Consider the following 23,306-nt stretch of genomic DNA (forward strand, 5'->3'; position numbering starts at 1 on the left):
AGCGATTTGACGGATCGACTGGCCCGCTCGACGTAGCACGGCAATATCGCACCGTTCATCGTGCGTGAGTTGTTTGTAGTGGGTTCCCATGACAACACCCTTCTAGCAAGGTGTTGCACTTCGTTTGAGACCCCGGGGGGGACCTTTCTTCAAGCCTACGGCCCCGCGCGCTCGACCTTGTTGGTGAATTCCAGCGAGCAGAAGCTGCCGCCCTGGAAGAGGTCGCCCACCGCATCGGGGCCGATCTTGGCCTGCTCGGCCTCGGCGTGGGCGCGATGATCCTCCGACTTGCCGGTCGGCCGATAGCCGAGCGCGCGCGCCCGCGAATTGTCCCACCATGACGTCGCGTTGTCCGAGGCGCCGTAAAGGATCTCGAAACGGATATCGGGATGCTCTAGGCCGATACGGATCAGTTGCACCAGATCCTCGGGCAACAGCCAGATCGCCAGCCGTCGCACGTCGAGCGGGCGCGGTCCGACATTGCCAATGCGCAGGCAGGTCACGATCATGCCGTGCTTGTCGGCATAGAGCGCGCCCATCGCCTCGCCGAACGCCTTGCTGACGCCGTAGCGGCTGTCCGGCCGCACCGTGACGTCGGTGCCGATGCGCCGCTTGCGCGGATAGAAGCCGACCGCGTGGTTCGACGAGGCGAAGATCACGCGCTTCACGCCGGCCTGCCGCGCCGCCTCGAAGAGGTTGTAGCAGCCGATGATGTTGGCTTGCAGGATGTTGTCCCACTGCCCCTCGACCGAGTGGCCGCCGAGATGGATCACGCTGTCGGCGCCCTCCACGGCGGCCGCGACCTCCTCCGGCCTGGTGAGATCGGCGGCCACGAAGGTCTCGCCGGGCCTCAGGTCCTTGGGCTCGACCTTGTCGCTCAGGATCAGGCCGGGATAGATCGTCGCCAGCAGCGGGCGGATCATGGTGCCGATGCCGCCGGCCGCGCCGGTGAACACGATGCGGCGCGATTGATTGTCAGCTGCGGCCATTCCAATTTCCTCCTGCCAGGTTGCGGTAGCGCTCGAGCGAGCGCGTGAGATGCTCGCGCATCGCCCGCCGCGCCTCGGCGGGATCGTGCGCCGTGATGCCGGCAACGATGCGCATGTGCTTGCGCTGGATGCGGATCTTTCCTCATCCCTCCGCCAACTCGACCATCAGGTTGAGCAGCACCTGCGCGCCGGCGGCGAGGTCGGCGGCTTCGGTATGCTCCTTGACGTTGTGGCTGAGGCCCGCGACAGAGGGCACGAAGATCATCGCCGTCGGGCAGAGGCGCTGCATCATCTGGGCGTCGTGGCCGGCCCCCGACGGCATGCGACGGGTGCGGAGCGACAGCGCGCGAGCATGGTGCTCGACGCGATCGACCAGCGCGGCATCGAAGACCACCGGCTCGAACCGCGCCAGCACCCGGGCCTCGACCTCGACGCGCTCGTCGCGCGCGACCTCGGCGATGTGTGCGGTGACAGCCGCTTCGGCTTGCTTGAGCTTGTCCTCGTCGGTGTTGCGCAGGTCGACGGCGAAGACGGCGCGATTGGGCACCACGTTGATCAGGTTCGGCCTGAGCGCCAGCGCGCCCATCGTGGCCACCTGATTGCCGCCCATCTCCCAGGCCAGCCTGCGCGCAAACAAGTTGACCGACGCCGCAAGGTAGCCGGCGTCGCGGCGCAGGCGCATCGGCGTCGTGCCGGCGTGGTTGGAGATGCCGGTCACGGTGTACTCGGTCCACGAGATACCCTGCACGCTTTCGACCACGCCGATCTGCACCTTCTCCTCGTCGAGGATCGGCCCCTGCTCGATATGAAGCTCGACGAAGGCGTGCGGCTGCATGGCGCCCGGCCGGGCCGCACCGACATAACCGATGCGGCGCAACTCGTCGCCGACCGACTGGCCATCCTTGTCGACCGCGGCATAGGCCTCGTTGAGGCCGAGACCGCCGGCATAGACCAGGCTGCCCATCATGTCGGGCTGGAAGCGCGCGCCCTCCTCGTTGGTAAAGAAGGCGACGGCGATCGGCCGGCGCGTGGTGACGCCGGCCGCGTTGAGCGCCCGCACGACCTCGAGGCCGGCCAGCACGCCGTAATTGCCGTCGTAGCGGCCACCGGTGCGCACCGTGTCGATGTGGCTGCCGGTCATGATCGGCGCCACCGCCTCGCGGCCGGCGCGCAGGCCGATCACGTTGCCGATGGCGTCGATCTGGACCGTCAGCCCGAGCGCCTTCATCCAGCCGACCACGAGATCGCGGCCGGCCTTGTCCTCGTCGCTAAGCGCCAGCCGCGCGCACCCGCCGCCCTCGATGGCGCCGATCCCGGCCAACGCATCCAGCGCCGCGAGCAGGCGCCCTTCGTCCAGTCGCAACCTCATGGATGGACCTTAGAGCCTGGAGCGAAATATTCGACACAGAATCGCTGTCATCCCGAGCGCAGCAAACTCTTCTGAACAGGGCGTCCCCCGTTCAAAGAATCATGGGCGGGCGAGACGCCTGCAATCCACAAGAGCTCGCTGGCGCTCCGAGAGACAGGAAATGCTGCCTGGGGACGGCAAAATATCACGCCGCCTTGATCCGGATTGCCTTGCCAGCGTCCGGACCCAGGGTCACTTACTACGCCATGTCGCGTATGCTCGCCCTGTTGCTCGGCTTGCTGCTGGCGCTGCCCGCCTTCGGCCAGACGCCCGCTGCCGGCGGCTCCGTCGCCACGGCCGACGCTGTCGTGCAGACCGACAATGTCCGCGCCGAGCTGCTGGCCGATGCGGCGGCCGTCAAGCCGGGCGAGCCGTTCTGGGTCGGCCTGCGCCAGACCATCAAGCCGAAATGGCACACCTACTGGAAGAATCCGGGCGATTCGGGCCTGCCGATCGAGATCCGCTGGACGCTGCCGAACGGTGTGAAGGCCGATCCCATCGTGTGGCCGACGCCGCATCTGTTCGATGTCAGCGGCGTCATCAACTACGGTTTCCAGGACGAGGCGATGTTGCTGGTGCGCATCATGCCTCCGGCCGACTTCAAAGACTCATCGCTGACGATCGCTGCCGATACCAACTGGCTGGTCTGCGAGGACGTCTGCATTCCCGAGGAGGCCAAGCTCTCCCTCACCCTGCCGATTGCCGCGGCAGCCACGCCGGCGCCGCCGGCGACGCGGGCGATGTTCGACAAGGCGCGGCAGAACGTACCCACCGAGAGCCCGTGGCCGGCGCGCTACGGAGTCGCCAAGTCCGGCGATCCGACGCTCCTGATCGAGGCACGCGGCCTCAAGCCCGACACCATCCGCGACGTCTACTTCTTCCCCGCCGAATGGGGACCGGTCGCCAGCATGGCCAGGCAGAGCGCCAGCATCGGCGCCGACGGCATCCGCATCCCGCTGAAGCGCGGCGATGCCAAGGCCGCCTTGCCGGAGCGGCTGACGGGCACCCTCGTGCTGACCGAGAAGACCGGCGGCGGCGAGGTCCGGCAGGCGTTCGACCTATCGGCCAGGCTCGATCCCGCCTTGGTGCCGGCGGCGTCGCTCGGCGCATCGTTCGCCGCCGCCGAGGGCAGCGAGCAGCTCTCGCTGGGGCAGGCGCTGCTGTTCGCCCTGCTGGGCGGCCTGATCCTCAACCTCATGCCCTGCGTGTTCCCGGTGCTGGCGATGAAGGCGGCGGCGTTCGCCCGTCTGGCCGGCCACGCCCGCGCCGAGATGCGGCGCGACGGCATCGCCTACACGGCGGGCGTGCTGGCGTCGTTCGCGGCGATGGCGGGGATCGTGATCGGCTTGCGCGGCAGCCTCGGCGAGGTGAGCTGGGGCTTCCAATTCCAGTCGCCGGTCTTCTCGCTGCTGATCGCCTATCTGTTCTTCGTCGTCGGGCTGAACCTCTCCGGCGTGTTCGAGGTCGGCGGCCGCCTGGCCGGCCTCGGCCAGGGCCTGGCTGCGCGCGGCGGCACGACGGGGGCCTTCTTCACGGGGGTGCTCGCCGTCATCGTCGCCACGCCGTGCACAGCGCCCTTCATGGCGGCGGCGCTGGGCTTTGCGCTCAGCCAGCCGGTGCCGCAGACCGTCGCCGTGCTGCTCGCCATGGGGCTCGGCCTCGCCCTGCCGTTTCTCGTGCTGTCGTTCACGCCGGCCTTGCAGCGCCTGATGCCGCGGCCCGGCCCGTGGATGGACCGGCTGCGCCAATTCCTGGCCTTCCCGATGTACGCCTCGGCGGTGTGGATGATCTGGGTGCTGACCCAGCAGACCGGCGCCGACGGCGTGCTCTACGCGCTGGGCGGCATGATCCTGATCGCCTTCGCCATCTGGCTGTTGCGACTGGGCAGCGGCGCCCCCCTCAAGCTCAAGAAGGGGCCCGCGACTTGGCTGCGGCGCGGCCTTGCCGCTGCGGCCGTCCTGCTGGCGCTCGCCGCGACGCTCAAGCTCGAGGATGGTCCGGCCACGGCCGCCTCGGCCTCCGGCCGCCCGACAACTGGCGTGAGCTTCGACGGCTGGGAACGATATTCGCGCGAGCGGATTCAGCAGGCGGTTGCCGCCGGCAAGCCGGTGTTCGTCGATTTCACCGCCGCCTGGTGCATCACCTGCCTGGTCAACGAGCGCGTGGCGCTTGAAACGCCGGCGGCGCGCCGGGCCTTTGAACAGGCGGGGGTTGTGAAACTCAAAGGGGATTGGACCAATCGCGATCCGGAGATCACAACTACGTTGAAGGAACTGGGACGTGCCGGCGTTCCGCTCTATCTTTTCTGGGCTCGGGGGGCCGAACGGCCGAAGATCCTGCCGCAAGTGCTTACCGAATCGCTGATCCTTTCTGAGCTTGCGTCGAACGAGCAGGCCAAGCGCTAGGAGACCGTCATGCTGACCATCACCATCCGACGTCGTGGCCTCATTCTTGCCAGCGCGGCTGCGGCGCTGGCGCCGGCCGCCGCCTTTGCCGCCAGCCCCGATCTCGGCAAGCCCGCGCCGCTCTTCACGGCGGTCGACAGCAACGGCAAGACCTGGTCGCTGGCCGACCTCAAGGGCAAGATCGTCGTGATCGAGACGACCAATCACGACTGCCCTTATGTGCGCAAGCATTACAACGCCAAGAACATGCAGACGCAGCAGCGCGAGGCGGCAGCCAGGGGCGTGGTGTGGCTGACCTCGGCGTCGAATGCCACCGGCGAGCAGGGCTACGTCACGGCGGCGCAGGCCAACGACATCGTCAAGCGCCTCGACGCCGCGCCGGCCGCCGTGCTACTCGACCCGCAAAGCAAGATCGCCAGAGCCTACGGCGCAACGGTGACGCCGCACATGTACATCATCGATGCCTCGGGCACCCTGGTCTACAAGGGCGGCATCGATTCGATCCCGTCGTCCGACGTCGCCGACATTCCGAAGGCCAAGCAGTATGTCCGCATCGGCCTCGACGAGGTGATCGCCGGCAAGCCGGTCACCGATTCGTCGACCCGCCCCTACGGCTGCACGATGAAATACCCGCGCACCTCGACCTGATCGCGTTCGGGTGGATGAACCATGCCGCACGACGGCTGGCATCCCGACGATGATCCGCACGACCATGCCGGGCACCCGCATGACCAAGATGGGCGCCCGCACGATCATCATCATGGGCGGCCGACCCATCACAAGCGGCCGACCCGGCGGCTCGTGCTGGCGGCGGCGAGCTTCCTGCCATTCGGCGGCGCCAGCGCGCAAACAGTCGATGCCGGGCAACGCATCGCCGGGCAGGCCAACCGTTTCCTGGCATCGCTCGACGACGAGCAGCGCAAGCAGGTCCTGATCGCCTTCGACTCGGGCAACCGGCTCGACTGGCATTACATCCCGCGCAGCCGCTCCGGTCTCAGCCTGGGCGAGATGAAAGCGGCGCAGGCCGAGGCGGCGCGCGCCCTGTTCGCCACGGTGCTGAACCAGCGCGGCCTGGAGATGCTCGACGGCGTGCGCCTGCTGGAAGGCGTGCTGCGCGAGCAGCAGGGCAGCTTCCGCGATCCCGGCCGCTACTATGTCTCGGTATTCGGCACGCCGGGCCGCTTCCCGTGGGGCTGGCGGTTCGAGGGCCACCATCTGTCCCTCAATGTCGCCCTGCCCGCCGCCGGCCAGATTTCGGCGACGCCGTTCTTCCTCGGCGCCCATCCCGCCACCGTGCGCGACGGCCGCCACAAAGGCTTCCGCCTGCTCGGCGCGGCCGAGGATCTGGCGCGCCAGGTCATGGCCAGCCTCGACGACGCGCAGCGGCGCAGCGCGCTGATCGCCAACCGCTCGTTCGGCGAGATCGTGGCGAGCCCGCAGCGCGAGCAGGATCTCGGCCAGCCGCGCGGCCTCGAGCTCTCGGCGATGGGTGCAGCCCAGCGCGCCCGTGTCGAAGCGCTGATGGATCACTTTCTCGGCACGCTCGCGCCCGATCTCCTCGCCGCGCAGAAGCGTCGCGTCATGGAGCAGGGAGTGGAACGCTTACGCTTCGCCTGGGCGGGTTCCCTCGTGCCCGGTGACGCCCACTACTTTCGCGTACACGGCCCGGTGACGTTGATCGAGCACGACAACACGCAGAACGGCGCCAATCACATCCACTCGGTGTGGCGCGACCTCGCCGCCGATTTCGGGCGCGACGCGCTCGCCGATCACTACCGCCAGCAGCCTCATCGCTGAGCAACGGTCGGCGCATCGGTGCGCGCCACGCAAAAGCCGCTGGCGGGCGCGTGGCCTGCGGCAGGCGGTTTCAAGCGATCGGCCGAACGGGTTGCCATGAGCTGGATCACAGATCGAACTCCACGAACACGGGCCAGTGGTCGGATGCCGGGATGCCATGGCCGATCCACGCCTTTTTCACCTTGGGCGCGAGATCGTGGGTTACGAAGACATGGTCGATGCGGCCTTCGCCGGGAAAGGAGTCGACCTCCTTTTCCGTGTTGCCGGCCGCGGTCCAGGCATCGGCGAGATGGCTAGCCGTCGTCAGCCGGCCATACGAGCTGGTCGTGCCGCAGACCAGCGGATACTCGGGATGCATCGGGGTGAAGTTGAAATCTCCGGCGACGATCGCGGACGCCGGGATGTCGGGTGCGGGATCCTGGAAGACGAAGCTCGCCGAGGCGGCGGCGTCCCAGGTACCGCCTCTCGTTGCCGCATCGTTGACCGCGTCCATCAGCGCTGCGACCTGCGGCAGCCGCTGCTGCGGGCCGACATGGCTGAGATGGGTGCAATAGATGCGCAAAGGGCCCGAGGGCGCGGCAACCACCGCCTCGATGTAGCCGCGCTGCAGGTCGAACGTCTTGACCAACCGGGCCTTGGGCAACATGACGCCTCGCGACCACACGATCGGCCAGCGCGACACGATGGCGTTGCCGAAACTGCGTCGCCGGTTGACGATTCGGCCGTCGGCCTCGACCGTGCTGGCATCGGCCTCCATCGGACCATGGAATCGGGAATAGCGGTTGAGGCGTCGGGCGATCTCCGCCGTCTGGTCGGCGAAGCCGTTTTGCGGCCAGCCGCGCACAACCTCCTGCAAGCAGGCAATGTCAGCTTCCGCCAGCACGTCGGCGATGCGCTCGACGTCGTACTTGCCATCGGCGCCCACGCCATAGTGAACGTTGTAGGTACTGAACAGCATGGTGATATTCTTCTCTCGTTCCCTTGTGAGCCCGCATCGTGAGCCGGCGCAAACAGACAGCCTACTCCGTTCTCCTGGCCGTCCTGGTGGTGGCGGCCCTCGAGCTGCTTTCGGCGGCATTCCTGTATCTGCAGCACAGCAGCCGCATCAGTGCGGCAACCGGCCGCGCAGTCGGCTCGCCGACATTGGAGGTCATTCGCCAAGCCTGGGCTCTGCTGTTTCCCGAGCCGCCCTACACCCGCATGGTGCGGCTGCCGGACGGGTTCTTCACCGCGGACAAGGAGCAGGGCTATCGCGCCAACCCGGGTCGCTATGTCTTTCGTTACGTTCGCCAGCGCGGCGGCAAGTCCGAGCACATCGACACCGTGGTGAGCGTCAATGCAGACGGAACGCGGTTCACGGGCACCCGGCCGGCAAGGCCGCTCCGGCACATCTACGTGCTGGGCGACTCCTTCGTCTTCGGCGACGGCGTGAACGACGGCCAGACCTTCGGCTTTTTGCTGCAGACCGCTTTCTCCCGCGACGCCGTTCACCTGCATGCCCTGGGCGGCTATTCGTGGGCCAATGCGCTGGTCACGCTCGAGCGCCTCGAGGATCGCATCGGCTCCGACGACGTCATCATCCTGGGCTACGCCCTCTACTACAAGGAGCGCCACGTCGCCGCGCCGGCACGGCTGCGCAGCATCCGTGACTGGATGGCGACCAGCTTTCCCGACAGCGAGCTGTCGGCCAACGACCGGCTGATCCGCGCCCGGCTCGATGACACCACCGGCCAACCGGTGCTCGACACCATCCCGATGCACTGCAAGTTCAACGCGACCTACTGCGCCGGCGCCGAACCGAGCGCGGCGTACACCGACAAGGTGTCGGTTGCCCTGCTGCGCGCGGTCGCCAACACGACCAAGGCGAAGATCTACCTGCTGCACATGTTCGGGCCGAAGGACGATCCGGTCCTGGCCAACCTGCCCACCGGCGTCGCGCTGGTCGCGGCCACGCCGGCCGACTTCACCTACGTCATGCGCGACGACGTCATGGGCTTCGACGACCACGGCGGCCCGTACTGGCACTACGCGATGTTCATGCGCCTGAAGCAGGTGCTCGCGGTGGATTGATGCGGCGGAGCACTCACCAACTTCGCTCAACGAGATGACCTCATCCTGAGGAGCCGCGCACAGCGCGGCGTCTCGAAGGATGAGCCTCAAACGCGGTGCCTGTTGCCATGCTTCGAGACGCTCGCGGTGCTCGCTCCTCAGCATGAGGTTTTTGGGTCGCGACGTTGATTGGGCTCAGAAACCCGTCGTCGTCAGCCGTCGGCGATGCGCTTGCCGGTGCCCGCGTCGAACAGATGCAGATGGCCGGGCTCGGCCTTGAAGCGCCGTTTCTCGCCGGGCCTGGCCTGGACATGGCCGGACTGGCGGACAGTCACCAGCTCGCGCGCCTCGCCGAAGCGGCCGTGCAGCAGGGTGTCGGCGCCCAGCGGCTCGGCCAGCTCGACGTCGAAGGCGAACGGGCCGTCGTCGGCCGGATGGAGATGCTCCGGCCGGATACCGAGCGCGACCGACACGCCCGCTGGCGCCGCCGTCGTCCGGCCGAGCGGCAAGCTGACCGCCGTCGTGCCGGTGCCGGCCAGCTCGACCGACCGCCCGTCGGCCGACAACTTCGCCGCCAGGAAATTCATCGCCGGCGAGCCGATGAAGCCCGCCACGAAGGTCGAGGCCGGCCGGTCGTAGACATCCATCGGCGTGCCGATCTGGTCGGCGATGCCGGCATTCATCACGATCAGGCGATCGGCCAAGGTCATCGCCTCGACCTGGTCGTGCGTCACGTAGATCGAGGTGACGGCGAGCTCTCGCTGCAGGCGCTTGATCTCGAGCCGCATCTGCACGCGCAGCTTGGCGTCGAGGTTGCTGAGCGGCTCGTCGAACAGGAACACGGCGGGCTCGCGCACGATGGCGCGGCCCATGGCGACGCGCTGGCGCTGGCCGCCCGAGAGCTGGCGCGGCCGGCGATCGAGGAAGGTGCCGAGCTCCAGCGTCTTGGCGGCCTTGCGGACACGGCTGTCGATCTCGGCTTTGGGCATGCCGCGGATCTTCAGGCCGTAGGCCATGTTGTCGTACACGCTCATGTGCGGGTAGAGCGCGTAGTTCTGGAACACCATGGCGATGTCGCGGTCCTTGGGCTCGAGCTCGTTGACCACGCGATCGCCGATCGCGACCTGGCCGCCGGTGATGCGCTCAAGACCCGCCACCATGCGCAGCAGGGTGGACTTGCCGCAACCCGAGGGCCCGACGATGACGATGAACTCGCCGTCGGCGATCTCCATGTCGATGCCGTGGATGACGTCGACCTTGTTGTCGTAGGTCTTCTTGACGCCGCGCAGATGGACTTGCGCCATGCCTATTTCTCCGTCTCGACGAGACCGCGCACGAACTGGCGCTGCATGAAGACGACGACCAGCACCGGCGGGATCATCGCCAGCATCGCCATGGCCATCAGCAGGTTCCAGCTCGGCGTCGCATCGGAGGCGACCGCCTGGCGCGAGACCGACATGACCACGGTGTAGAAGCTCTCCTTGGTCGTAATCAGGAGCGGCCAGAGATACTGGTTCCAGCCGTAGATGAACTGGATCACGAACAGGGCGGCGATCGACGTGCGGCTCATCGGCAGCAGGATGTCGCGGAAGAAGCGCATCGGCGAGGCGCCGTCGACGCGGGCCGCCTCGGTGAGCTCGTCGGGAACGCTCAGGAAGAACTGGCGGAACAGGAAGGTCGCGGTGGCCGAGGCGATCACCGGAACGATCAGGCCGGAATAGGAATCGAGCATGCCGAGGCTGGCCACCACGCCGTAGGTCGGCACGATGCGCACCTCCACCGGCAGCATGAGGGTGACGAAGATCGCCCAGAAGAACGTCATGCGCAGAGGGAAGCGGAAGTAGACGATGGCGAAGGCCGAGATGATCGAAATGATGATTTTGCCGATCGCCACGCCCAGCGCCATGATCAGGCTGTTCATCAGCGTGAGCCAGGTCGGATTGTCGCTGAAGCCGCGCCCGAAGCCCTCGAACAGGACCTGTCGATAATTGTCGACCAGGTACGGGCCGGGCAGGAGCGGCACCGGCGATCGCAGCATGGTCGCCTGGTCATGGGTCGAGGCCACGAAGGTCATCCATACCGGGAAGGCGATGACCAGGATGCCCAGCAGCACCACCAGATGGCTGAGGAAAGTGACGAAAGGCCTGTTCTCGACCATCAATAGTGCACTCGACGTTCGATGTAGCGGAACTGCACGAAGGTGAGCAGGACGACCACGGCCATCAGGACCACCGACTGCGCGGCGGAGCCACCGAGATCCTGGCCGCGGAAGCCGTCGTTGTAGACCTTCCAGACCAGGATGTTGGTGGCCTGGCCCGGACCGCCCTGGGTGAGCGAGCCGACGATGCCGAAGGTGCCGAAGAAGGCGTAGATGATGTTGATCACCAGCAGGAAGAAGCCGGTGGGCGAGAGCAGCGGAAAGACGATGTCCCAGAAGCGGCGGCCCGGACCGGCGCCATCGATCGCGGCGGCCTCGATCAGCGAGCGCGGAATGGACTGCAGCCCCGCCAGGAAGAACAGGAAGTTGTAGCTGATCTGGGACCACACGGCGGCAAACGTCACCAGCAGGAACGCCTGGTTGCCGTTACTCACATAGTTGAACTCGAGCCCGATCCCGCTCAGCAACCAGGCGACGATGCCGACCGACGGATTGAACAGGAAGCCCCAGAGGACGCCGGCGACGGCCGGCGCCACGGCATAGGGCCAGACCAGGAAGGCCTTGTAGATGCCGGCGCCGCGGATGACGCGGTCGGCCATGACCGCCAGCAGGAGCGAGACCGCAAGCCCGATCGTGGCGACCAGCGCGCTGAACACCAGCGTGATCCGCACCGAGGCCCAGTAGGAGCCCTCGCTGAAGAGATGAAGGAAATTGTCGAACCAGACGAACCTGGTGTTGCCGCCGAAGGCGTCCTCGATCAGGAGGGACTGCCAGACCATCTGTCCGGACGGCCAGAAGAAGAAGACCAGCGTAATGATGATCTGCGGCGCCACCAGGAGGTAAGGCAGCGTTCGCTCGTTGAAGGTGACGCGTTTTTCCATGTCGGCGAGCGCCCCTCCCCTGCGGGCGCCTCCCCCGCGAAGCGGGGGAGGCCGAGAGAGGTGCCTATTTGTTGGCGGCTTCGAACTTCTTGAGCAGCTCGTTGCCGCGCTTCACCGCCTCGTCGAGCGCGGCCTTGGCGTCCTTCTTGCCCGACCACACGGCCTCGAGCTCCTCGTCGACGACATCGCGGATCTGCACGAAGTTGCCGATACGCAGGCCCTTGGAGTTCTCGGTCGGCGGATTGAGCGTGAGTTCCTTGACCGCAACGTCGCGCCCCGGGAACTTCTGGTAGAAGCCCGCCTTCTCGGTGATCTCCGCCGCCGCCAGGGAAACCGGCACATAGCCCGTCTCCTGATGCCACTTGGCCTGCACTGGCGCACTCGCCAGATAGGTCAGGAACTTGGCGACGCCCTTGTACTCGGAGGCCGGCTTGCCCTGCAGCACCCACAGCGTGGCGCCGCCGATGATCGAGTTCTGCGGCTTGGGCGCAACGTCGGGCGAATAGGGCATCATGGCGATGCCGAACTTGTCGGTGCCGAGCGCCTTGTCGATCGCCGACGCGGTGGCCGACGAGGCAATGTGGAAGACGCAGTCGCCCGCGGTGAACAGCGCCGTCGACTTGCCCTCGCGGCCGCCATAGACGAACGTCTTGTCCTTGCCCCAGTCGGCCAGCATCTGGATGAACTTGACCCGGGCGGGATCGTTGAACTTGAGTTCGATGTCGATGCCGCCGAAGCCGTTGGCCTTGGTGGCGTACGGCAAATTGTGCCAGGCGCCGTAATTCTCGATCATCGTCCAGGTCTGCCACTGCGGGGTGAAGCCGCACTTGGCGCCGGCCGCCACCGCCTTCTTGGCCATCTCGCCGAGCTCCGGCCAGGTCGTCGGCGGCTTGTTCGGGTCATAGCCCGCCTTGGCCAGCAGCTCCTTGTTCCAGTAGAGCACCGGGGTCGACGAATTGAACGGCATCGACAGGAGCTTGCCGTCGGTCGTCGAGTAGTAGCCGTAGACCGGGCCGATATAGGCCTTGGGATCGAATGGCTCCTTGGCATCGGCCATCAGCTGGAAGACCGGGTAGACCGCGCCCTTGGCGGCCATCATGTTGGCGGTGCCGACCTCGAAGACCTGCACGATGTGCGGCGCCTGCTTGGCGCGGAAGGCGGCGATCGCCGCCGTCAGGGTCTCGGTGTACGAGCCCTTGTAGACCGGGTTGACCTTGTACTCGCTCTGCGACTTGTTGAAGCCGTCGGCCAGGGCATTGACCGCCTCGCCGAGGTTGCCGCCCATGGCGTGCCACCACTGGATCTCGGTCTGAGCCCATGCCGGCGTGCTCGCCAGAACGGCGGCGACCGCGACGGCCGAAAAATTGATCCGTGTCATCTCCACAAACCTCCCTGAGAAGCCCCCCGGTTATATCGATAGGCCACAAGACTGCGATGTGTCTGCTTTATTACAGTCTGGCAACAGTCCACCAAGACTATTGAGCGGGCGCAAGCGGCATCTCATCGCCTCCCCGGCAGGGCTGGGCAGGTGTCGCCGTGGCGGAGGGGTCATGGCTGGCGGCGCGCGACTCCAGCCGCGCGTCTTCTGTGCGATCGACAAGGACGCGCCACTGAAATGGCGCGCCCCCAGCCATGAGAATCTTGTCCCTCTGCCGGTATGACGCCCTCACCTCCGCAACGCCCGCAGGTTGACCACCGATACCGGGCGGGTCATCCCGCGGATCGTGCGCTCGCCGAGGTCCTCGATGTCGGCGATGTCCTCAACGGCGGCGGCCAGGCGGCCACTGGCCAGGATCTGGCCGTCGCTGGCGTCGGCGCAGAGCCGGGCTGCGAGATTGATCACCGCGCCGATCGCCGTGTAGTCGAAGCGATCCTCGAAGCCGATACGCCCCAGCGTGGCGTAGCCCTGCGCCATGCCGAGGCCGATCCCCAGCTGATGCCCCCGGCGCTTCCAGGTCGGCACCAGGGCGGAAACGGCGGCGCGCATGGCGATCGCCAGGTGGGCCGCGCGCTGCGGCCCGTCCGGGCACGGCAGGGGATCATTGAAAAACACCAGCATGCCGTCGCCGGTGAAGCGATCGAGCGTGCCCTCGTGCTTGCGGATCAGCGGCCCCACGGCGCCGTGATACTCGGCCAGCACCGCCATGATGTCCTCCGGCTCGGCGGTCTCGGAAAACGCCGTGAAGCCGCGCAGGTCGCAGAACAGGGCAACGATCTCGCGGCGGTGGTTCTCCAGCACCTTCTCGTCGCCGCCCGAGACGATGGCCTGGGCGAGCTGCGGCGCCAGGAAACGGCGCAGGCGTCCGACCCGTTCGAGCTCCTCGACCTGGGCCTTCACCTTGGCCTCGAGGCCGCGGTTCAGGATCTGCACCTCGTCGTGCAGGGCCTTGATGCGCAGCATGGCGCGCACCCGCGCGACCAGCGCGCCATGATCGATCGGCTTGGTGAGATAGTCGTCGCCGCCGGCATCGAGGCCGGCCACCACGTCGGCTTGGCTCGCCCGCGCCGTCACCAGGATCACCGGGATGAAGGGCAGCGTGCCGTTCGCCTTCAGGCGGCGGACGACCTCCAGCCCGTCGACCTTGGGCATCATGATGTCGAGCAGGATCAGGTCGGGCAGCAGCTTGGGGACGCACGCCAAGGCTTCCTCGCCGTCCTTGGCCGTGACGACCTCGTAGCCCAGCGCGGCAAGGCGCATGCGCAGGATCTCGACGTTGTCGGCAACGTCGTCGACCACCAGGATCCGTGCCGGCGCCCGCATCAGCCTCTCATTTTTCCTCCCCAAGCGTAGCTTGGGGAGGTGTCGCCGTCTTCGGCGACGGAGGGGTCATGAGCCCCAGTCCCGCTGCTCATGACCCCTCCGCCCCGTATGACGGGGCACCTCCCCAGCGAAGCTGGGGAGGCGAGTGAAAAGCGAGCCCTCATCCGACGATGCCCCGCACCTTGGCCAGCATCTGGCGCGGGCTGTAGGGCTTGGCGATGTAATCGTCGCAGCCGGCGGCACGCGCCTTGTCCTCGTCGCCGGACAGCGCATAGGAGGTCACGGCGATTACCGGGATCGCCTTCAAGGCCGGATCCGACTTGATGCGCCGCGTCGCCTCGTAGCCGTCCATGACCGGCATCTGGATGTCCATCAGGATCAGGTCGGGCCGGTGCTCGGCCGCCTTGACGACCCCCTCGGCGCCGTCGTGCGCCTCAATCAACTCGTAGCCCGCCATGCCCAGCAGATCGCGCAGGATCTGGCGATTGTCCTCGGTATCCTCGACCACGAGAATCTTCTTGCTCATTCGGCGGCTTCCTTGACCGTCTGGGCGTTGATGGGCAGCGCGATGAGGAAGGTCGAGCCCTTGCCGACCTCCGACTCGACCGTGATGCGCCCGCCATGCAGCTCGACGATGCGGCGCGAGATCGACAGACCGAGGCCCGTGCCGCCTTTCCTGCGCGTGCTCGTGTTGTCGACCTGCTGGAATTCGTCGAAGATCCGCTTCTGATCGCCGGGCGCGATGCCGGCGCCGCTGTCGACGACGGCGATCTCGAAGCGGTCGGCGGTCCGGGCGACACGGACCTCGACCTTGCCCCGGTCGGTAAACTTGATGGCGTTGCCCACCAGGTTGAGCAGCACCTGGGCAAGGCGGCGCGCATCGCCGATCCCCATGGGCAGGTCCGGCGGAACCGTCGAGCCGAGCTCGAGGCCTTTGGCGCGCGCCAGGGATTCGGTGGCCGACAGCACGGTCGTGACGATGTCGGCGACGCTGTAATGCTCCATCGTCAGCACGAGCTGGCCGGCCTCGATCTTTGACAGGTCGAGCACGTCGTTGATCAGGCCGAGCAGGTGCTTGCCGTTGCTCTGCACGCGCTCGAGCACGCCCTGAGCCTTCTCGCCGACGTTGCCGTAGAGCCCGTCGACCATCATCTCGGTGTAGCCCAGGATGGCATTGAGCGGCGTGCGCAGCTCGTGGCTCATGTTGGCCAGGAACTGCGACTTGTGCTGGCTGGCGATCTCGAGCTGGCGGCTCTTGTCGGATATCTCCTTGAACAGACGCACGTTCTCGATGGCGATGACGGCCTGGGCGGCGAACGTCTCGAGCAGCTCGATCTGGCGTGGCGTGAATGGGCCCGGATCAGGCCGGCGCAACAGCACGCAACCGACGGCACTGCCCTCGCGCAGCATCGGCGCGGCGAGCAGCGCGCGTACGTTGGTCCGCTCGGCCAGCTCGAGAGTCTTGGCGTGCTCCACCGGATCCAGGGCGGCGACATCGGGCACGTGGACGGTCTGTCCGTCGATCGCCGCGCGACCCGTCGTCGAGCTGCGGTCGAGCGGGATGCGCTCGCCGAGCAGCGCCGGCACCGAGCCCTCGTGCGTCGCGATCAGCTGCTCGTTGCCTTCGCGCAGGACGATCATCGCGTCATCTGCGCCGCAGAACCGGCGCGCCGCGCCGACCACCGCCCTGAGCACCGGTTCGACGTCGGTCGGCGACTGCGAGATGACGCGCAGCACCTCGGCGGTCGCCGTCTGCTGCTCGAGCGCTTCACGCAACTCGGTGAACAGGCGAACGTTCTCGATCGCGATGACAGCCTGGGCGGCGAAGGCCTCGAGCCGCTCGATCTGGCGAGGCGTGAATGCGCCCGGGTCTGGCCGGCGCAACACAACACAGCCGATGGCGCCGCCGTCGCGCAGCATAGGCGCGGCGAGCGCGGCGCGAAAGCTCATCTCGCAGGCGTTTGCCCGGGCCCGGCTGAACTCCGTCGAGTCGAGCAGCATCATGTCCGGCACGTGAACGGTACGATGGTCAATGATCGCGCGGCCCATGACCGTGCTGGGGACGAGAGGGTCGCGGGTACCGACCCCGGCGCCGATCGAGCCCTCGTGAGCGGCACGAACGACTTCCTGGCCATCGCGCAGGATGATTGTCGCGTCGTCGGCGCCGCAGAATCGTCGGGCGGCCGCGACGACCGCCTTGAGCACCGGCTCGACATCGGTCGGCGACTGCGAGATGACGCGCAGCACCTCGGCGGTCGCCGTCTGCTGCTCGAGCGCCTCGCTGAGTTCGGTGGTCCTGAGATCGACCTTCCTCTCGAGGTCGGCATAGGAGGCCTGCAGCGCCTCCGCCGTGCGGTTGAACTGGTTGGCGAGCGATTCCAGCTCGTCGCCGGTGTTGATCGACAGGCGTTGTCCGAGCTCGCCGTCGCCGACCCGCTGCGCGCCGGCTTCCAGCGCCCGGATCGGCACGACCATGCGGCGTGCCAGCAAGGCGCCGGCGACGCCGGCCAGGACCACCCCCAGGAGCAGCAAGGCAAGCGCCCGCAGGCCGGCATCGATCACCGGTCGCTCGGCCTCGCTCGTCGGCACCTCGACGAACACCAGCCAACCGAGCGCCGGAATGAGGGCATGTGCCGACAGCACCGACAGGCCGGCCCGATTGACCGTGTCGACGGCACTGCTGCCGACCGGGTCCGGGTTCTTCAGGGCGGTCCTGACCTGCGCCAGCCCGCTCATGTCGGTGCCGCGCAGCACCAGGGAAATGTCGGGATGGCCGATCAGGCGGCCGCGGCGGTCGACAACATAGACATAGCCGTCCTGCCCGACCTTGATCTGCGAGATGGGGTCGAGAATGAACTTGAGGTTGACGTCGGCAATGGTGACCCCGGTGGCCCTCTCCCGGTTCCCGTTGATGACCGCCATGGTGAGGTAGGGTTCGCTGTCGCGGCGGTACTCGACCGGGCTGAAATAGACCCGGTGGGCCATCGCCTCGGCGAAGGCCGCCTCGCCGGACCGGTCGGCGCCGCTGCCGATCACGTCGATCGACACGCGCGAGACCCGCAGCTGCTCACGCCCGTGCGCATCGAGCTGCGCCAGCTCGGTGATCGCCGGAACCCGCTGCAGCAGGCGGGCATAGTCGAAGCGACGCTGCTCGAGCGGCAGGCTGGACCAGTGCGCCTGGGTCACCCAGCCGAGCTGACGCTCGATCTCGCGGATGAAAGACTCGATCTTGTGCGCCGCCGCATCGGCCTTCTCCTGCTGCACCTCGATCGACGCCCGCCGGTTGTCCTCGTAGACGAAGTACAGGTCGAGGGCAGCGTTGATCACCAGCACGCCGGTGACCAGGCCGACGAACAGCACGACATACTTCAGGAAGAGACCGCGCTTCATGCGCCGCATTCAGCCGCTCGGCGCAGGTCGGCGGACGGGCCGTCGGGCGGGGGCCATTGCCTCATCGATGGTTGATCATCATCCGGTCCCGCACTGTAGTGCCAGCGGCAGCATTTTTCGAGGGGCGGCCGGCAGGCTGGTTTCCCGTCGTCTCGATCTTGCGCGCCTCCCCCGCAATCGACCCGATTACGGGGGAGGAATGGAAGCGGCGAGTGCATCCAGAATCACGTCGGGCGCGTCGGTGATGATGCAGTCGGCGCCCATGGCGACCAGCGCGCGCGCCTCGACCGGGTCGTTGATCGTGTAGACGCCGAGCCGGTAGCCGGCGCGCTTGATGTCGTGCGCCCACAGGGCACCGAGCTTGCGGCCGCTGACGTTGAGACAGACGGCACCCACCGCCTGCGCCCGGGCGAGCCAGTCCGGCACCTGCTCGCCGAGGAGCAGCGCCCGCGCATACTCGGGCGCCTCCTGCCGGGCTATGGCGAGCGACGCATCCTTGAAGCTCGACAGCAGGGGCGCCGGCAGGTGCGGCGGCCAGCACTGGCGCAGCGTCTCGACCGCCGCGCGCGCGGTTGCAGCCTCGCGGCCGGGGCAGGGCTTGATCTCGACGTTGCAGCCGAGGCCGAGCTCGCCCAGGCAGGCGATCGCCTCGGCGAAGGTCGGCACGCCGGCCGGCAGGTCGGCGCGGTCGGTGTCGATGACCAGCCGGTCGACGCCCGTCGTGCGCTTCAGCGATTCGTCGTGCATGACGATGGGTACGCCGTCGCGGCTGGTCTTGACGTCGAGCTCGATCCACGTCGCGCCGCGCCGCTTTGCTTCGCGGAAGGAGTCGAGCGTGTTCTCCGGCGCGTAGGCGGCGGCCCCGCGATGACCGACGACATTCGGCAGTTGCAGCATTTGCCCTTACACCGCTAAGTCAGCGTGTCGCGATAAACCATGATCTCTGCCCTGTCGACCTTCCCCGATCGTTTCCGGCTCGACGGCCGCACCGCCCTGGTGACCGGCTCGGCGCGCGGGCTGGGCTGGGAGATGGCCAAAGGCCTGGCGGAGGCCGGCGCGCGGGTGCTGCTGCACGGCCGCTCGCCCGAGCGCTTGGCGCCGCGCCTCGCCGAGCTGCAGGCGGCCGGCCACGGAGCGGGCGCGCTGGTCTTCGAGATGAGCGACCGCGCCGCCATGGCGGCCGCGTTGGCCGGGGCCGGTGCGATCGACATCCTGATCCACAATGTCGGCGAGCGCGACCGCCGGCCGATCAACGAGATCGAGCCCGAGGCGTTCGCCCGGCTGATCGATGTCGACCTGGTCGCCGCCCATGCCCTGGTGCGCCTGGTCATGCCGGGCATGATCGAGCGCAGATGGGGCCGGCTGATCCTGGTCACCTCGATCGTGGCATCGCTGGCCAGTCCGGGCAGCGCGTCCTACACCGCGGCCAAGGGCGGCCTGGCGGCGCTGACACGCGCGCTGGCGACCGAGCTCGGCGCCACCGGCATCACCGCCAACGCCATCTCCCCCGGCTTCTTCGCCACCGAGACCAACCTGCCGCTGGCAGCCTCGCCGGCCGGGGAGCGACAGCGCGAGCGCTGCCCGGCCAAGCGCTGGGCCGAGCCGTGGGAGATCGCCGGCGCTGCCGTCTTCCTCGCCTCGCCCGCCGCATCCTACGTCAATGGCCATACGCTGATCGTCGACGGCGGCGTCTCGGCGAGCTACCTGGCCTGATGCACGGCTTCTGTGTTGACGGGGCGTGAAGATTCGCCCTCTCTGTCGTCGTGAACGAAGTGAAGGACCTCATCGCCGCGAGCCACGGTGTACTCCGAGACCTCTGGCGATGAGATCCTTCGCTCCGCTCAGGATGACATGAGAAGTGCGCGTCGCGGTCAGAACCAGACCTTGACTCCGACCAGGGCGCGCAGGTTGGAGGTCGGGCCACCCTCGGCGGCCACCAGGCTCGCGGTGTTGCCGGTGAACTGCTCGAAGCTCACGCCGACATAGGGCGCGAACTCCTTGGCGAATTCGTAGCGCAGCCTGAGCCCGACCTCGTAGCGGGCAAGGCCGCCGCCGAGCTGGATGGCCGAATCGTCCTTCGAGGCCAGCATCGCCTCGACGCGCGGCTGGGCGATCAGCTTCTGCGACAGCAGGATGTCGTACGACGCCTCGAGCCTGGCGCTGAACACACCGGTCTGGCTGACGCCCAGCAACGCATCGACCCGCACGCCATACGGCGCCAGGCCCTCGACCCCGCCGACGAAGGCCGAGCGCGTCACGCCCTGGTCGAAGATCGAGAGCTGCACGCCTGCCTTGGCGTCCCAGTAGTCGGAGATCAGGCGGCTCACCAGGAACCGGTTGTCGATGCCCTTGGTGCCACCCTCGTTGTCGATGTGGCCGGAATCGTCGATCACCCCGCCGTTGAACAGGCGAAGCTTGTAAGCGTCGTTGCCGATCCACGCCGTGCCCAGCCATTCCGTGGCTGGCGCCACCGACGTCAGGCGCTTCTCGACGAATCCGTCGAACCGCCACCACACCGCCTGGTCATCCATCGCCTGCGCCGGCTCGCCGAGGCAGACCGCCGACGCCGCGAGCGCGAGTCCGGCGACGAGCCCTCTAGTGGTGCGCATGGCCGCCTCCTGCTGGCGCCGGCAACGGCGTGGCCGCCGGCCGCGCGCTGCCCCGGGGATGGACCACGAACTCGCGGAACATGCCGGTCATCATGTGGAACAGCAGATGGCAGTGGAACGGCCAGCGGCCGACCTCGCTCATCTGCACGGTGACGGCGACGGTACGGCCGGGCGGCACGATCACGACATGCTTGCGCGGACGCCCCTCGGACCTGCCGTTGTCGAGGTCCATCCACAGGCCGTGCAGATGGATTGGATGGTTCATCATGGTCTCGTTGCGGAAGACCAGGCGCACCGTCTCGCCTTCGGTGAAGTTGATCACCGGGCTCTCGGAGTATTTGCGGTCGTCGAACGACCAGATGAACTTGTCCATGTTGCCGGTCAGTCTGACCTCGACGGTGCGGCTGGGCGGCGGCAGGGCATAGCCGCGGCCGAGGCGCTCGAGATCGGCGTAGGACAGCACCTTGGTGCCGGGCAGCGCCGCGACCGGCGGCACGTGCACGAGACCCGCGAGCGTGTCGGAGGACGCCTGACCCACCGTCGCGGGCTTCATCGTCGAGTGATCCATCTTCGAATGATCCATCTGCGAATGATCCATCGTCGATGGGTCGGTGCCATTGTGGTTCGTGCCGCCGTGGCCCATGGCGCCGTGACCCATAGCGCCGTGACCCATGTCGGCGGGCGTCAGCAGGCCGGGCGGACGCAGCACCGGCAATTGACCGGCCATGCCCTCGCGCGTCGCCAGGGTGGCGCGGGCGAAACCGCGGCGATCGATCGACTGCGCCTCGATCGTGTAGGCGCGGTCCTCGCGCGGCTCGACGATCAGGTCGTAGGTCTCGCCGACGCCGATCCTGAGCTCATCGACGTCGACCGGTTTCACATCGTTGCCGTCGGCCTGCACGACCTTGAGCCCGAGGCCGGGGATGCGGACATCGAAGATCGACATCGCCGAGCCGTTGATCAGGCGCAGCCGCACCTTCTCGCCAGGCCTGAACAGGCCCGTCCAGTTGTCGGTCGGGCCGCGGCCATTGACCAGGAAGGTGTAGCCGGTGACGTCGGCGAGATCGGTCGGATCCATGCGCATCTCGCCCCACGCCATCCGGTCGGCGATGATCGCCTGCCGTTCGGCGCCGCTCCTGGCGTTGCCGAGATCGCGCATCAGCCCGGGCAGGGTGCGCTTGCGGTCGTTGAAGTAGCCCGGCTCCTGCTTCAGCTTGCGCAGGATGGCGCCGGCCGACATCGCATGCTGGTCGCTCAGCATCACGACATAGTCGCGCGCGACCTTGTAGCGCTCGCCCGTGGCCGGCTCGATCACGATGGGGGCGTACATGCCCTCCTGCTCCTGGCCGCCGGAATGGCTGTGGTACCAGTACGTGCCGGACTGGCGCACCTTGAAGCGGTAGGTGAAGGTCGCGCCGGGCTTGATGCCGGCGAAACTCACCATCGGCACGCCGTCCATCTGGTAGGGCAGCAGGATGCCGTGCCAGTGAATCGACGTCTCCTCCTCGAGGCGATTGACGACGTTGATCGTGACGTCCTCGCCTTCCTTCCAGCGCAACGTCGGGCCGGCGATCTGGCCGTTGATCGAGAAGACGCGGCGCGTCTTGCCATCGATCACGACAGGAGTGCGGTCGATCACCAGGTCGTAGGTCGCGGCGAACGCCTGGATCGGCAGCAGCAGCAGCAGCAGCACGGCAACGAAGGCCGCGCGCAATCTCGATGCCATCACGGCCTCCCCCATTTGACGAACCGGACCGGGCCCTTCATGCCGTCCTCGTAGTGGCGCGGAATGTTGCAGGCGAACTCGAGGCTGGCGGTGCCTGGCTTGCCGCCGCTCTGGCGCGGACCGTGCGCCGGCGCCGGCGCGGCCGCAGCCAACGCCAGGACGCCGACGACAGAACGTCGGAACAACATGATGAAACTCCCGTGTGTGAAGACGAACCGAACGGACTCGTCTCAGGTGCGGGGAGGCGGCGGATCCTTGGTGACGTCGAGCCCGGCAAGGCTCGGCGCGAAGGCGGGGGCCGGCGGCGCGAGCGCACCCGGCCGGGCGACGCCGCTCGCCGCCGGCAGCACGGCGAGCGCGCAGGCCATCGACGGACAGCACTCGGCGGCGCCATGCTTGGCGGTGTCACGGGCCGGACAGGGATCGGCAGGCGGCGGCGCGTGCTCGGCGCAGTCGGCCGCGGCGGCAGCGCGCGCGGTCGGCGCGCCGCCAACCATCGCCGCCGCCGACAGCGCGGGCGCGACGAAAGCAAGCAACGCGACCAGCCAGACCAGGGATCGCCAGCGCGACATGCTAAAACGTTACCCCCGTAGGGTATGGGTTGGCAAGCCGGTCCATGGCGACCTTCCGGTGGCGACCGTGCCGCGGCGTCGCGGGCGCGCCGCCCTGGCCGCCGCCGTGGCCGCGCAGCCCGGCGTCGCGCGCGACCTGCGGCAAGCTCATGGTCTTGTGGACCGCGAGCCTCTCGCTCGCTCTTCGGGCGCCTTGCGCGCTTATGGACGGCGCGCCTGCGCGCCGGGCAAGCGGGAGGCTCGCGGTCCACAAGACCATGACCGGTCGCATCGCCCCTCACCGCCTCCGGTTGTCGAGCACCTCGAGGAGCTCGTCGATCTTGGTCTGGCGGTCGCGTTCGCTGCCGGCGTGGAAGGCGTGCGCGACGCAGTGCTGCAGGTGGTCGCTCAGGATCTCCTGCTCGACCTTGTCGAGGGCCGCCCGCACGGCGCGGATCTGGGTCAGCACGTCGATGCAGTAGCGGTCTTCCTCGACCATGCGCGCGACGCCGCGCACCTGGCCCTCGATGCGCCCCAAGCGGGCGAGCTGCGATTTCTTCACCCTGTCGTCCATCCTTGAAC

At 67.7% G+C, this 23,306-nt stretch carries 23 protein-coding genes; 5 read left to right on the forward strand and 18 right to left on the reverse strand.

Annotated elements, in window-relative coordinates:
* The 4 genes from ACILR9_RS36285 to ACILR9_RS36300 form a co-directional block, all read right to left on the reverse strand.
* Positions 1-90, reverse strand: a 90-nt coding sequence (locus ACILR9_RS36285) for a helix-turn-helix domain-containing protein (protein ID WP_395714899.1), incomplete at its 3' end; no start/stop codon positions are given.
* Between the two features lie 65 nt (positions 91-155).
* Positions 156-989 carry an NAD-dependent epimerase/dehydratase family protein gene (locus ACILR9_RS36290; protein ID WP_395714869.1) on the reverse strand — a complete coding sequence of 278 codons (834 nt, stop codon included), beginning with the start codon at positions 987-989 and terminating at the stop codon, positions 156-158.
* Positions 976-1,104, reverse strand: a complete 129-nt coding sequence (locus tag ACILR9_RS36295; RefSeq protein WP_395714870.1) for a hypothetical protein — start codon at positions 1,102-1,104, stop codon at positions 976-978. Before ACILR9_RS36295 ends, ACILR9_RS36290 begins: the two co-directional genes overlap by 14 nt.
* 27 nt (positions 1,105-1,131) lie before the next feature.
* Positions 1,132-2,358, reverse strand: coding sequence for a Zn-dependent hydrolase (locus ACILR9_RS36300; RefSeq protein ID WP_395714871.1), 1,227 nt, complete (start codon positions 2,356-2,358; stop codon positions 1,132-1,134).
* A 245-nt stretch (positions 2,359-2,603) separates the two neighbouring features.
* Here ACILR9_RS36300 and ACILR9_RS36305 point away from each other — a divergent pair, with 245 nt between their 5' ends.
* Genes ACILR9_RS36305 through ACILR9_RS36315 form a run of 3 tightly spaced genes read left to right on the forward strand, consistent with a single transcriptional unit; the run spans position 2,604 to position 6,599 of the window.
* A complete protein-coding gene (locus ACILR9_RS36305; protein WP_395714872.1) occupies positions 2,604-4,802 on the forward strand; it encodes a protein-disulfide reductase DsbD family protein in 2,199 nt (732 codons plus the stop codon).
* A 9-nt stretch (positions 4,803-4,811) separates the two neighbouring features.
* On the forward strand, positions 4,812-5,450 hold the full coding sequence (locus ACILR9_RS36310; protein WP_395714873.1) for a redoxin domain-containing protein: 639 nt from the start codon (positions 4,812-4,814) through the stop codon (positions 5,448-5,450).
* 21 nt (positions 5,451-5,471) lie between these two features.
* Complete coding sequence (locus ACILR9_RS36315; protein ID WP_395714874.1) at positions 5,472-6,599, forward strand: DUF3500 domain-containing protein; 1,128 nt, start codon at positions 5,472-5,474, stop codon at positions 6,597-6,599.
* Between the two features lie 106 nt (positions 6,600-6,705).
* Here ACILR9_RS36315 and ACILR9_RS36320 read toward each other — a convergent pair whose 3' ends face one another.
* Complete coding sequence (locus tag ACILR9_RS36320; RefSeq protein ID WP_395714875.1) at positions 6,706-7,557, reverse strand: endonuclease/exonuclease/phosphatase family protein; 852 nt, start codon at positions 7,555-7,557, stop codon at positions 6,706-6,708.
* 38 nt (positions 7,558-7,595) lie between these two features.
* Here ACILR9_RS36320 and ACILR9_RS36325 point away from each other — a divergent pair, with 38 nt between their 5' ends.
* A complete protein-coding gene (locus ACILR9_RS36325) occupies positions 7,596-8,669 on the forward strand; it encodes a hypothetical protein (protein WP_395714876.1) in 1,074 nt (357 codons plus the stop codon).
* Positions 8,670-8,860: 191 nt separating this feature from the next.
* On the opposite strand, the gene ACILR9_RS36330 is transcribed toward ACILR9_RS36325, so the two are convergent.
* The 8 genes from ACILR9_RS36330 to ACILR9_RS36365 all read right to left on the reverse strand — a co-directional run bounded on the left by ACILR9_RS36330 (position 8,861) and on the right by ACILR9_RS36365 (position 18,735).
* Complete coding sequence (locus ACILR9_RS36330; protein ID WP_395714877.1) at positions 8,861-9,952, reverse strand: sn-glycerol-3-phosphate import ATP-binding protein UgpC; 1,092 nt, start codon at positions 9,950-9,952, stop codon at positions 8,861-8,863.
* Positions 9,953-9,954: 2 nt separating this feature from the next.
* Positions 9,955-10,806 (reverse strand): sn-glycerol-3-phosphate ABC transporter permease UgpE, encoded by an 852-nt coding sequence (gene ugpE, locus ACILR9_RS36335; RefSeq protein WP_395714878.1) that lies wholly within the window; start codon positions 10,804-10,806, stop codon positions 9,955-9,957.
* Positions 10,806-11,687: a sn-glycerol-3-phosphate ABC transporter permease UgpA gene (ugpA, locus tag ACILR9_RS36340; protein ID WP_395714879.1), complete on the reverse strand. Its 882-nt coding sequence runs from the start codon at positions 11,685-11,687 to the stop codon at positions 10,806-10,808. The genes ugpE and ugpA overlap by 1 nt, the downstream gene beginning before the upstream one ends.
* 64 nt (positions 11,688-11,751) lie before the next feature.
* Positions 11,752-13,065: a sn-glycerol-3-phosphate ABC transporter substrate-binding protein UgpB gene (gene ugpB, locus ACILR9_RS36345; RefSeq protein ID WP_395714880.1), complete on the reverse strand. Its 1,314-nt coding sequence runs from the start codon at positions 13,063-13,065 to the stop codon at positions 11,752-11,754.
* A 288-nt stretch (positions 13,066-13,353) separates the two neighbouring features.
* The gene (locus ACILR9_RS36350) at positions 13,354-14,448 is read right to left on the reverse strand and encodes an adenylate/guanylate cyclase domain-containing protein (protein WP_395714881.1); all 1,095 of its coding nucleotides are present in this window, start codon (positions 14,446-14,448) and stop codon (positions 13,354-13,356) included.
* Between the two features lie 160 nt (positions 14,449-14,608).
* A complete protein-coding gene (locus ACILR9_RS36355) occupies positions 14,609-14,974 on the reverse strand; it encodes a response regulator (RefSeq protein WP_395714882.1) in 366 nt (121 codons plus the stop codon).
* Entirely contained in the window at positions 14,971-17,838 is a 2,868-nt protein-coding gene (locus ACILR9_RS36360; RefSeq protein WP_395714883.1) for a GAF domain-containing protein, read from the reverse strand. Before ACILR9_RS36360 ends, ACILR9_RS36355 begins: the two co-directional genes overlap by 4 nt.
* A gap of 186 nt (positions 17,839-18,024) precedes the next feature.
* The gene (locus ACILR9_RS36365) at positions 18,025-18,735 is read right to left on the reverse strand and encodes a glycerophosphodiester phosphodiesterase family protein (RefSeq protein WP_395714884.1); all 711 of its coding nucleotides are present in this window, start codon (positions 18,733-18,735) and stop codon (positions 18,025-18,027) included.
* Positions 18,736-18,774: 39 nt separating this feature from the next.
* Between ACILR9_RS36365 and ACILR9_RS36370 the strand changes: the two genes are divergently transcribed.
* Positions 18,775-19,551 (forward strand): SDR family oxidoreductase, encoded by a 777-nt coding sequence (locus ACILR9_RS36370; RefSeq protein ID WP_395714885.1) that lies wholly within the window; start codon positions 18,775-18,777, stop codon positions 19,549-19,551.
* Between the two features lie 158 nt (positions 19,552-19,709).
* Here the strand turns inward: ACILR9_RS36370 and ACILR9_RS36375 are convergent, their stop codons facing one another.
* From ACILR9_RS36375 to ACILR9_RS36395, 5 genes are all read right to left on the reverse strand, one after another.
* Complete coding sequence (locus ACILR9_RS36375) at positions 19,710-20,447, reverse strand: copper resistance protein B (RefSeq protein ID WP_395714886.1); 738 nt, start codon at positions 20,445-20,447, stop codon at positions 19,710-19,712.
* Complete coding sequence (locus ACILR9_RS36380) at positions 20,434-22,173, reverse strand: copper resistance system multicopper oxidase (RefSeq protein ID WP_395714887.1); 1,740 nt, start codon at positions 22,171-22,173, stop codon at positions 20,434-20,436. Before ACILR9_RS36380 ends, ACILR9_RS36375 begins: the two co-directional genes overlap by 14 nt.
* Entirely contained in the window at positions 22,173-22,361 is a 189-nt protein-coding gene (locus ACILR9_RS36385) for a hypothetical protein (RefSeq protein ID WP_395714888.1), read from the reverse strand. The genes ACILR9_RS36380 and ACILR9_RS36385 overlap by 1 nt, the downstream gene beginning before the upstream one ends.
* Before the next feature lie 42 nt (positions 22,362-22,403).
* On the reverse strand, positions 22,404-22,745 hold the full coding sequence (locus tag ACILR9_RS36390; RefSeq protein ID WP_395714889.1) for a hypothetical protein: 342 nt from the start codon (positions 22,743-22,745) through the stop codon (positions 22,404-22,406).
* Positions 22,746-23,022: 277 nt separating this feature from the next.
* The gene (locus tag ACILR9_RS36395; protein ID WP_395714890.1) at positions 23,023-23,298 is read right to left on the reverse strand and encodes a metal-sensitive transcriptional regulator; all 276 of its coding nucleotides are present in this window, start codon (positions 23,296-23,298) and stop codon (positions 23,023-23,025) included.
* Between the last annotated feature and the right edge of the window lie 8 nt (positions 23,299-23,306).

Origin of the sequence: Reyranella sp. (assembly GCF_044224635.1) — a bacterium.
Lineage (GTDB): Bacteria > Pseudomonadota > Alphaproteobacteria > Reyranellales > Reyranellaceae > Reyranella.

Bases quoted from the DNA above. Each gene is read 5' to 3' on its own strand.
- ACILR9_RS36330 (WP_395714877.1), bottom strand. From the start codon at position 9,952: ATGGCGCAAGTCCATCTGCGCGGCGTCAAGAAGACCTACGACAACAAG.
- ACILR9_RS36360 (WP_395714883.1), bottom strand. From the start codon at position 17,838: ATGAAGCGCGGTCTCTTCCTGAAGTATGTCGTGCTGTTCGTCGGCCTG.
- ACILR9_RS36390 (WP_395714889.1), bottom strand. From the start codon at position 22,745: ATGTCGCGCTGGCGATCCCTGGTCTGGCTGGTCGCGTTGCTTGCTTTC.
- ACILR9_RS36395 (WP_395714890.1), bottom strand. From the start codon at position 23,298: ATGGACGACAGGGTGAAGAAATCGCAGCTCGCCCGCTTGGGGCGCATC.
- ACILR9_RS36380 (WP_395714887.1), bottom strand. From the start codon at position 22,173: ATGGCATCGAGATTGCGCGCGGCCTTCGTTGCCGTGCTGCTGCTGCTG.
- ugpA (WP_395714879.1), bottom strand. From the start codon at position 11,687: ATGGAAAAACGCGTCACCTTCAACGAGCGAACGCTGCCTTACCTCCTG.
- ugpB (WP_395714880.1), bottom strand. From the start codon at position 13,065: ATGACACGGATCAATTTTTCGGCCGTCGCGGTCGCCGCCGTTCTGGCG.
- ACILR9_RS36370 (WP_395714885.1), top strand. From the start codon at position 18,775: ATGATCTCTGCCCTGTCGACCTTCCCCGATCGTTTCCGGCTCGACGGC.
- ACILR9_RS36385 (WP_395714888.1), bottom strand. From the start codon at position 22,361: ATGTTGTTCCGACGTTCTGTCGTCGGCGTCCTGGCGTTGGCTGCGGCC.
- ACILR9_RS36305 (WP_395714872.1), top strand. From the start codon at position 2,604: ATGTCGCGTATGCTCGCCCTGTTGCTCGGCTTGCTGCTGGCGCTGCCC.
- ACILR9_RS36350 (WP_395714881.1), bottom strand. From the start codon at position 14,448: ATGCGGGCGCCGGCACGGATCCTGGTGGTCGACGACGTTGCCGACAAC.
- ACILR9_RS36295 (WP_395714870.1), bottom strand. From the start codon at position 1,104: ATGCGCATCGTTGCCGGCATCACGGCGCACGATCCCGCCGAGGCGCGG.
- ACILR9_RS36315 (WP_395714874.1), top strand. From the start codon at position 5,472: ATGCCGCACGACGGCTGGCATCCCGACGATGATCCGCACGACCATGCC.
- ACILR9_RS36375 (WP_395714886.1), bottom strand. From the start codon at position 20,447: ATGCGCACCACTAGAGGGCTCGTCGCCGGACTCGCGCTCGCGGCGTCG.
- ugpE (WP_395714878.1), bottom strand. From the start codon at position 10,806: ATGGTCGAGAACAGGCCTTTCGTCACTTTCCTCAGCCATCTGGTGGTG.
- ACILR9_RS36355 (WP_395714882.1), bottom strand. From the start codon at position 14,974: ATGAGCAAGAAGATTCTCGTGGTCGAGGATACCGAGGACAATCGCCAG.
- ACILR9_RS36365 (WP_395714884.1), bottom strand. From the start codon at position 18,735: ATGCTGCAACTGCCGAATGTCGTCGGTCATCGCGGGGCCGCCGCCTAC.
- ACILR9_RS36290 (WP_395714869.1), bottom strand. From the start codon at position 989: ATGGCCGCAGCTGACAATCAATCGCGCCGCATCGTGTTCACCGGCGCG.
- ACILR9_RS36320 (WP_395714875.1), bottom strand. From the start codon at position 7,557: ATGCTGTTCAGTACCTACAACGTTCACTATGGCGTGGGCGCCGATGGC.
- ACILR9_RS36310 (WP_395714873.1), top strand. From the start codon at position 4,812: ATGCTGACCATCACCATCCGACGTCGTGGCCTCATTCTTGCCAGCGCG.
- ACILR9_RS36300 (WP_395714871.1), bottom strand. From the start codon at position 2,358: ATGAGGTTGCGACTGGACGAAGGGCGCCTGCTCGCGGCGCTGGATGCG.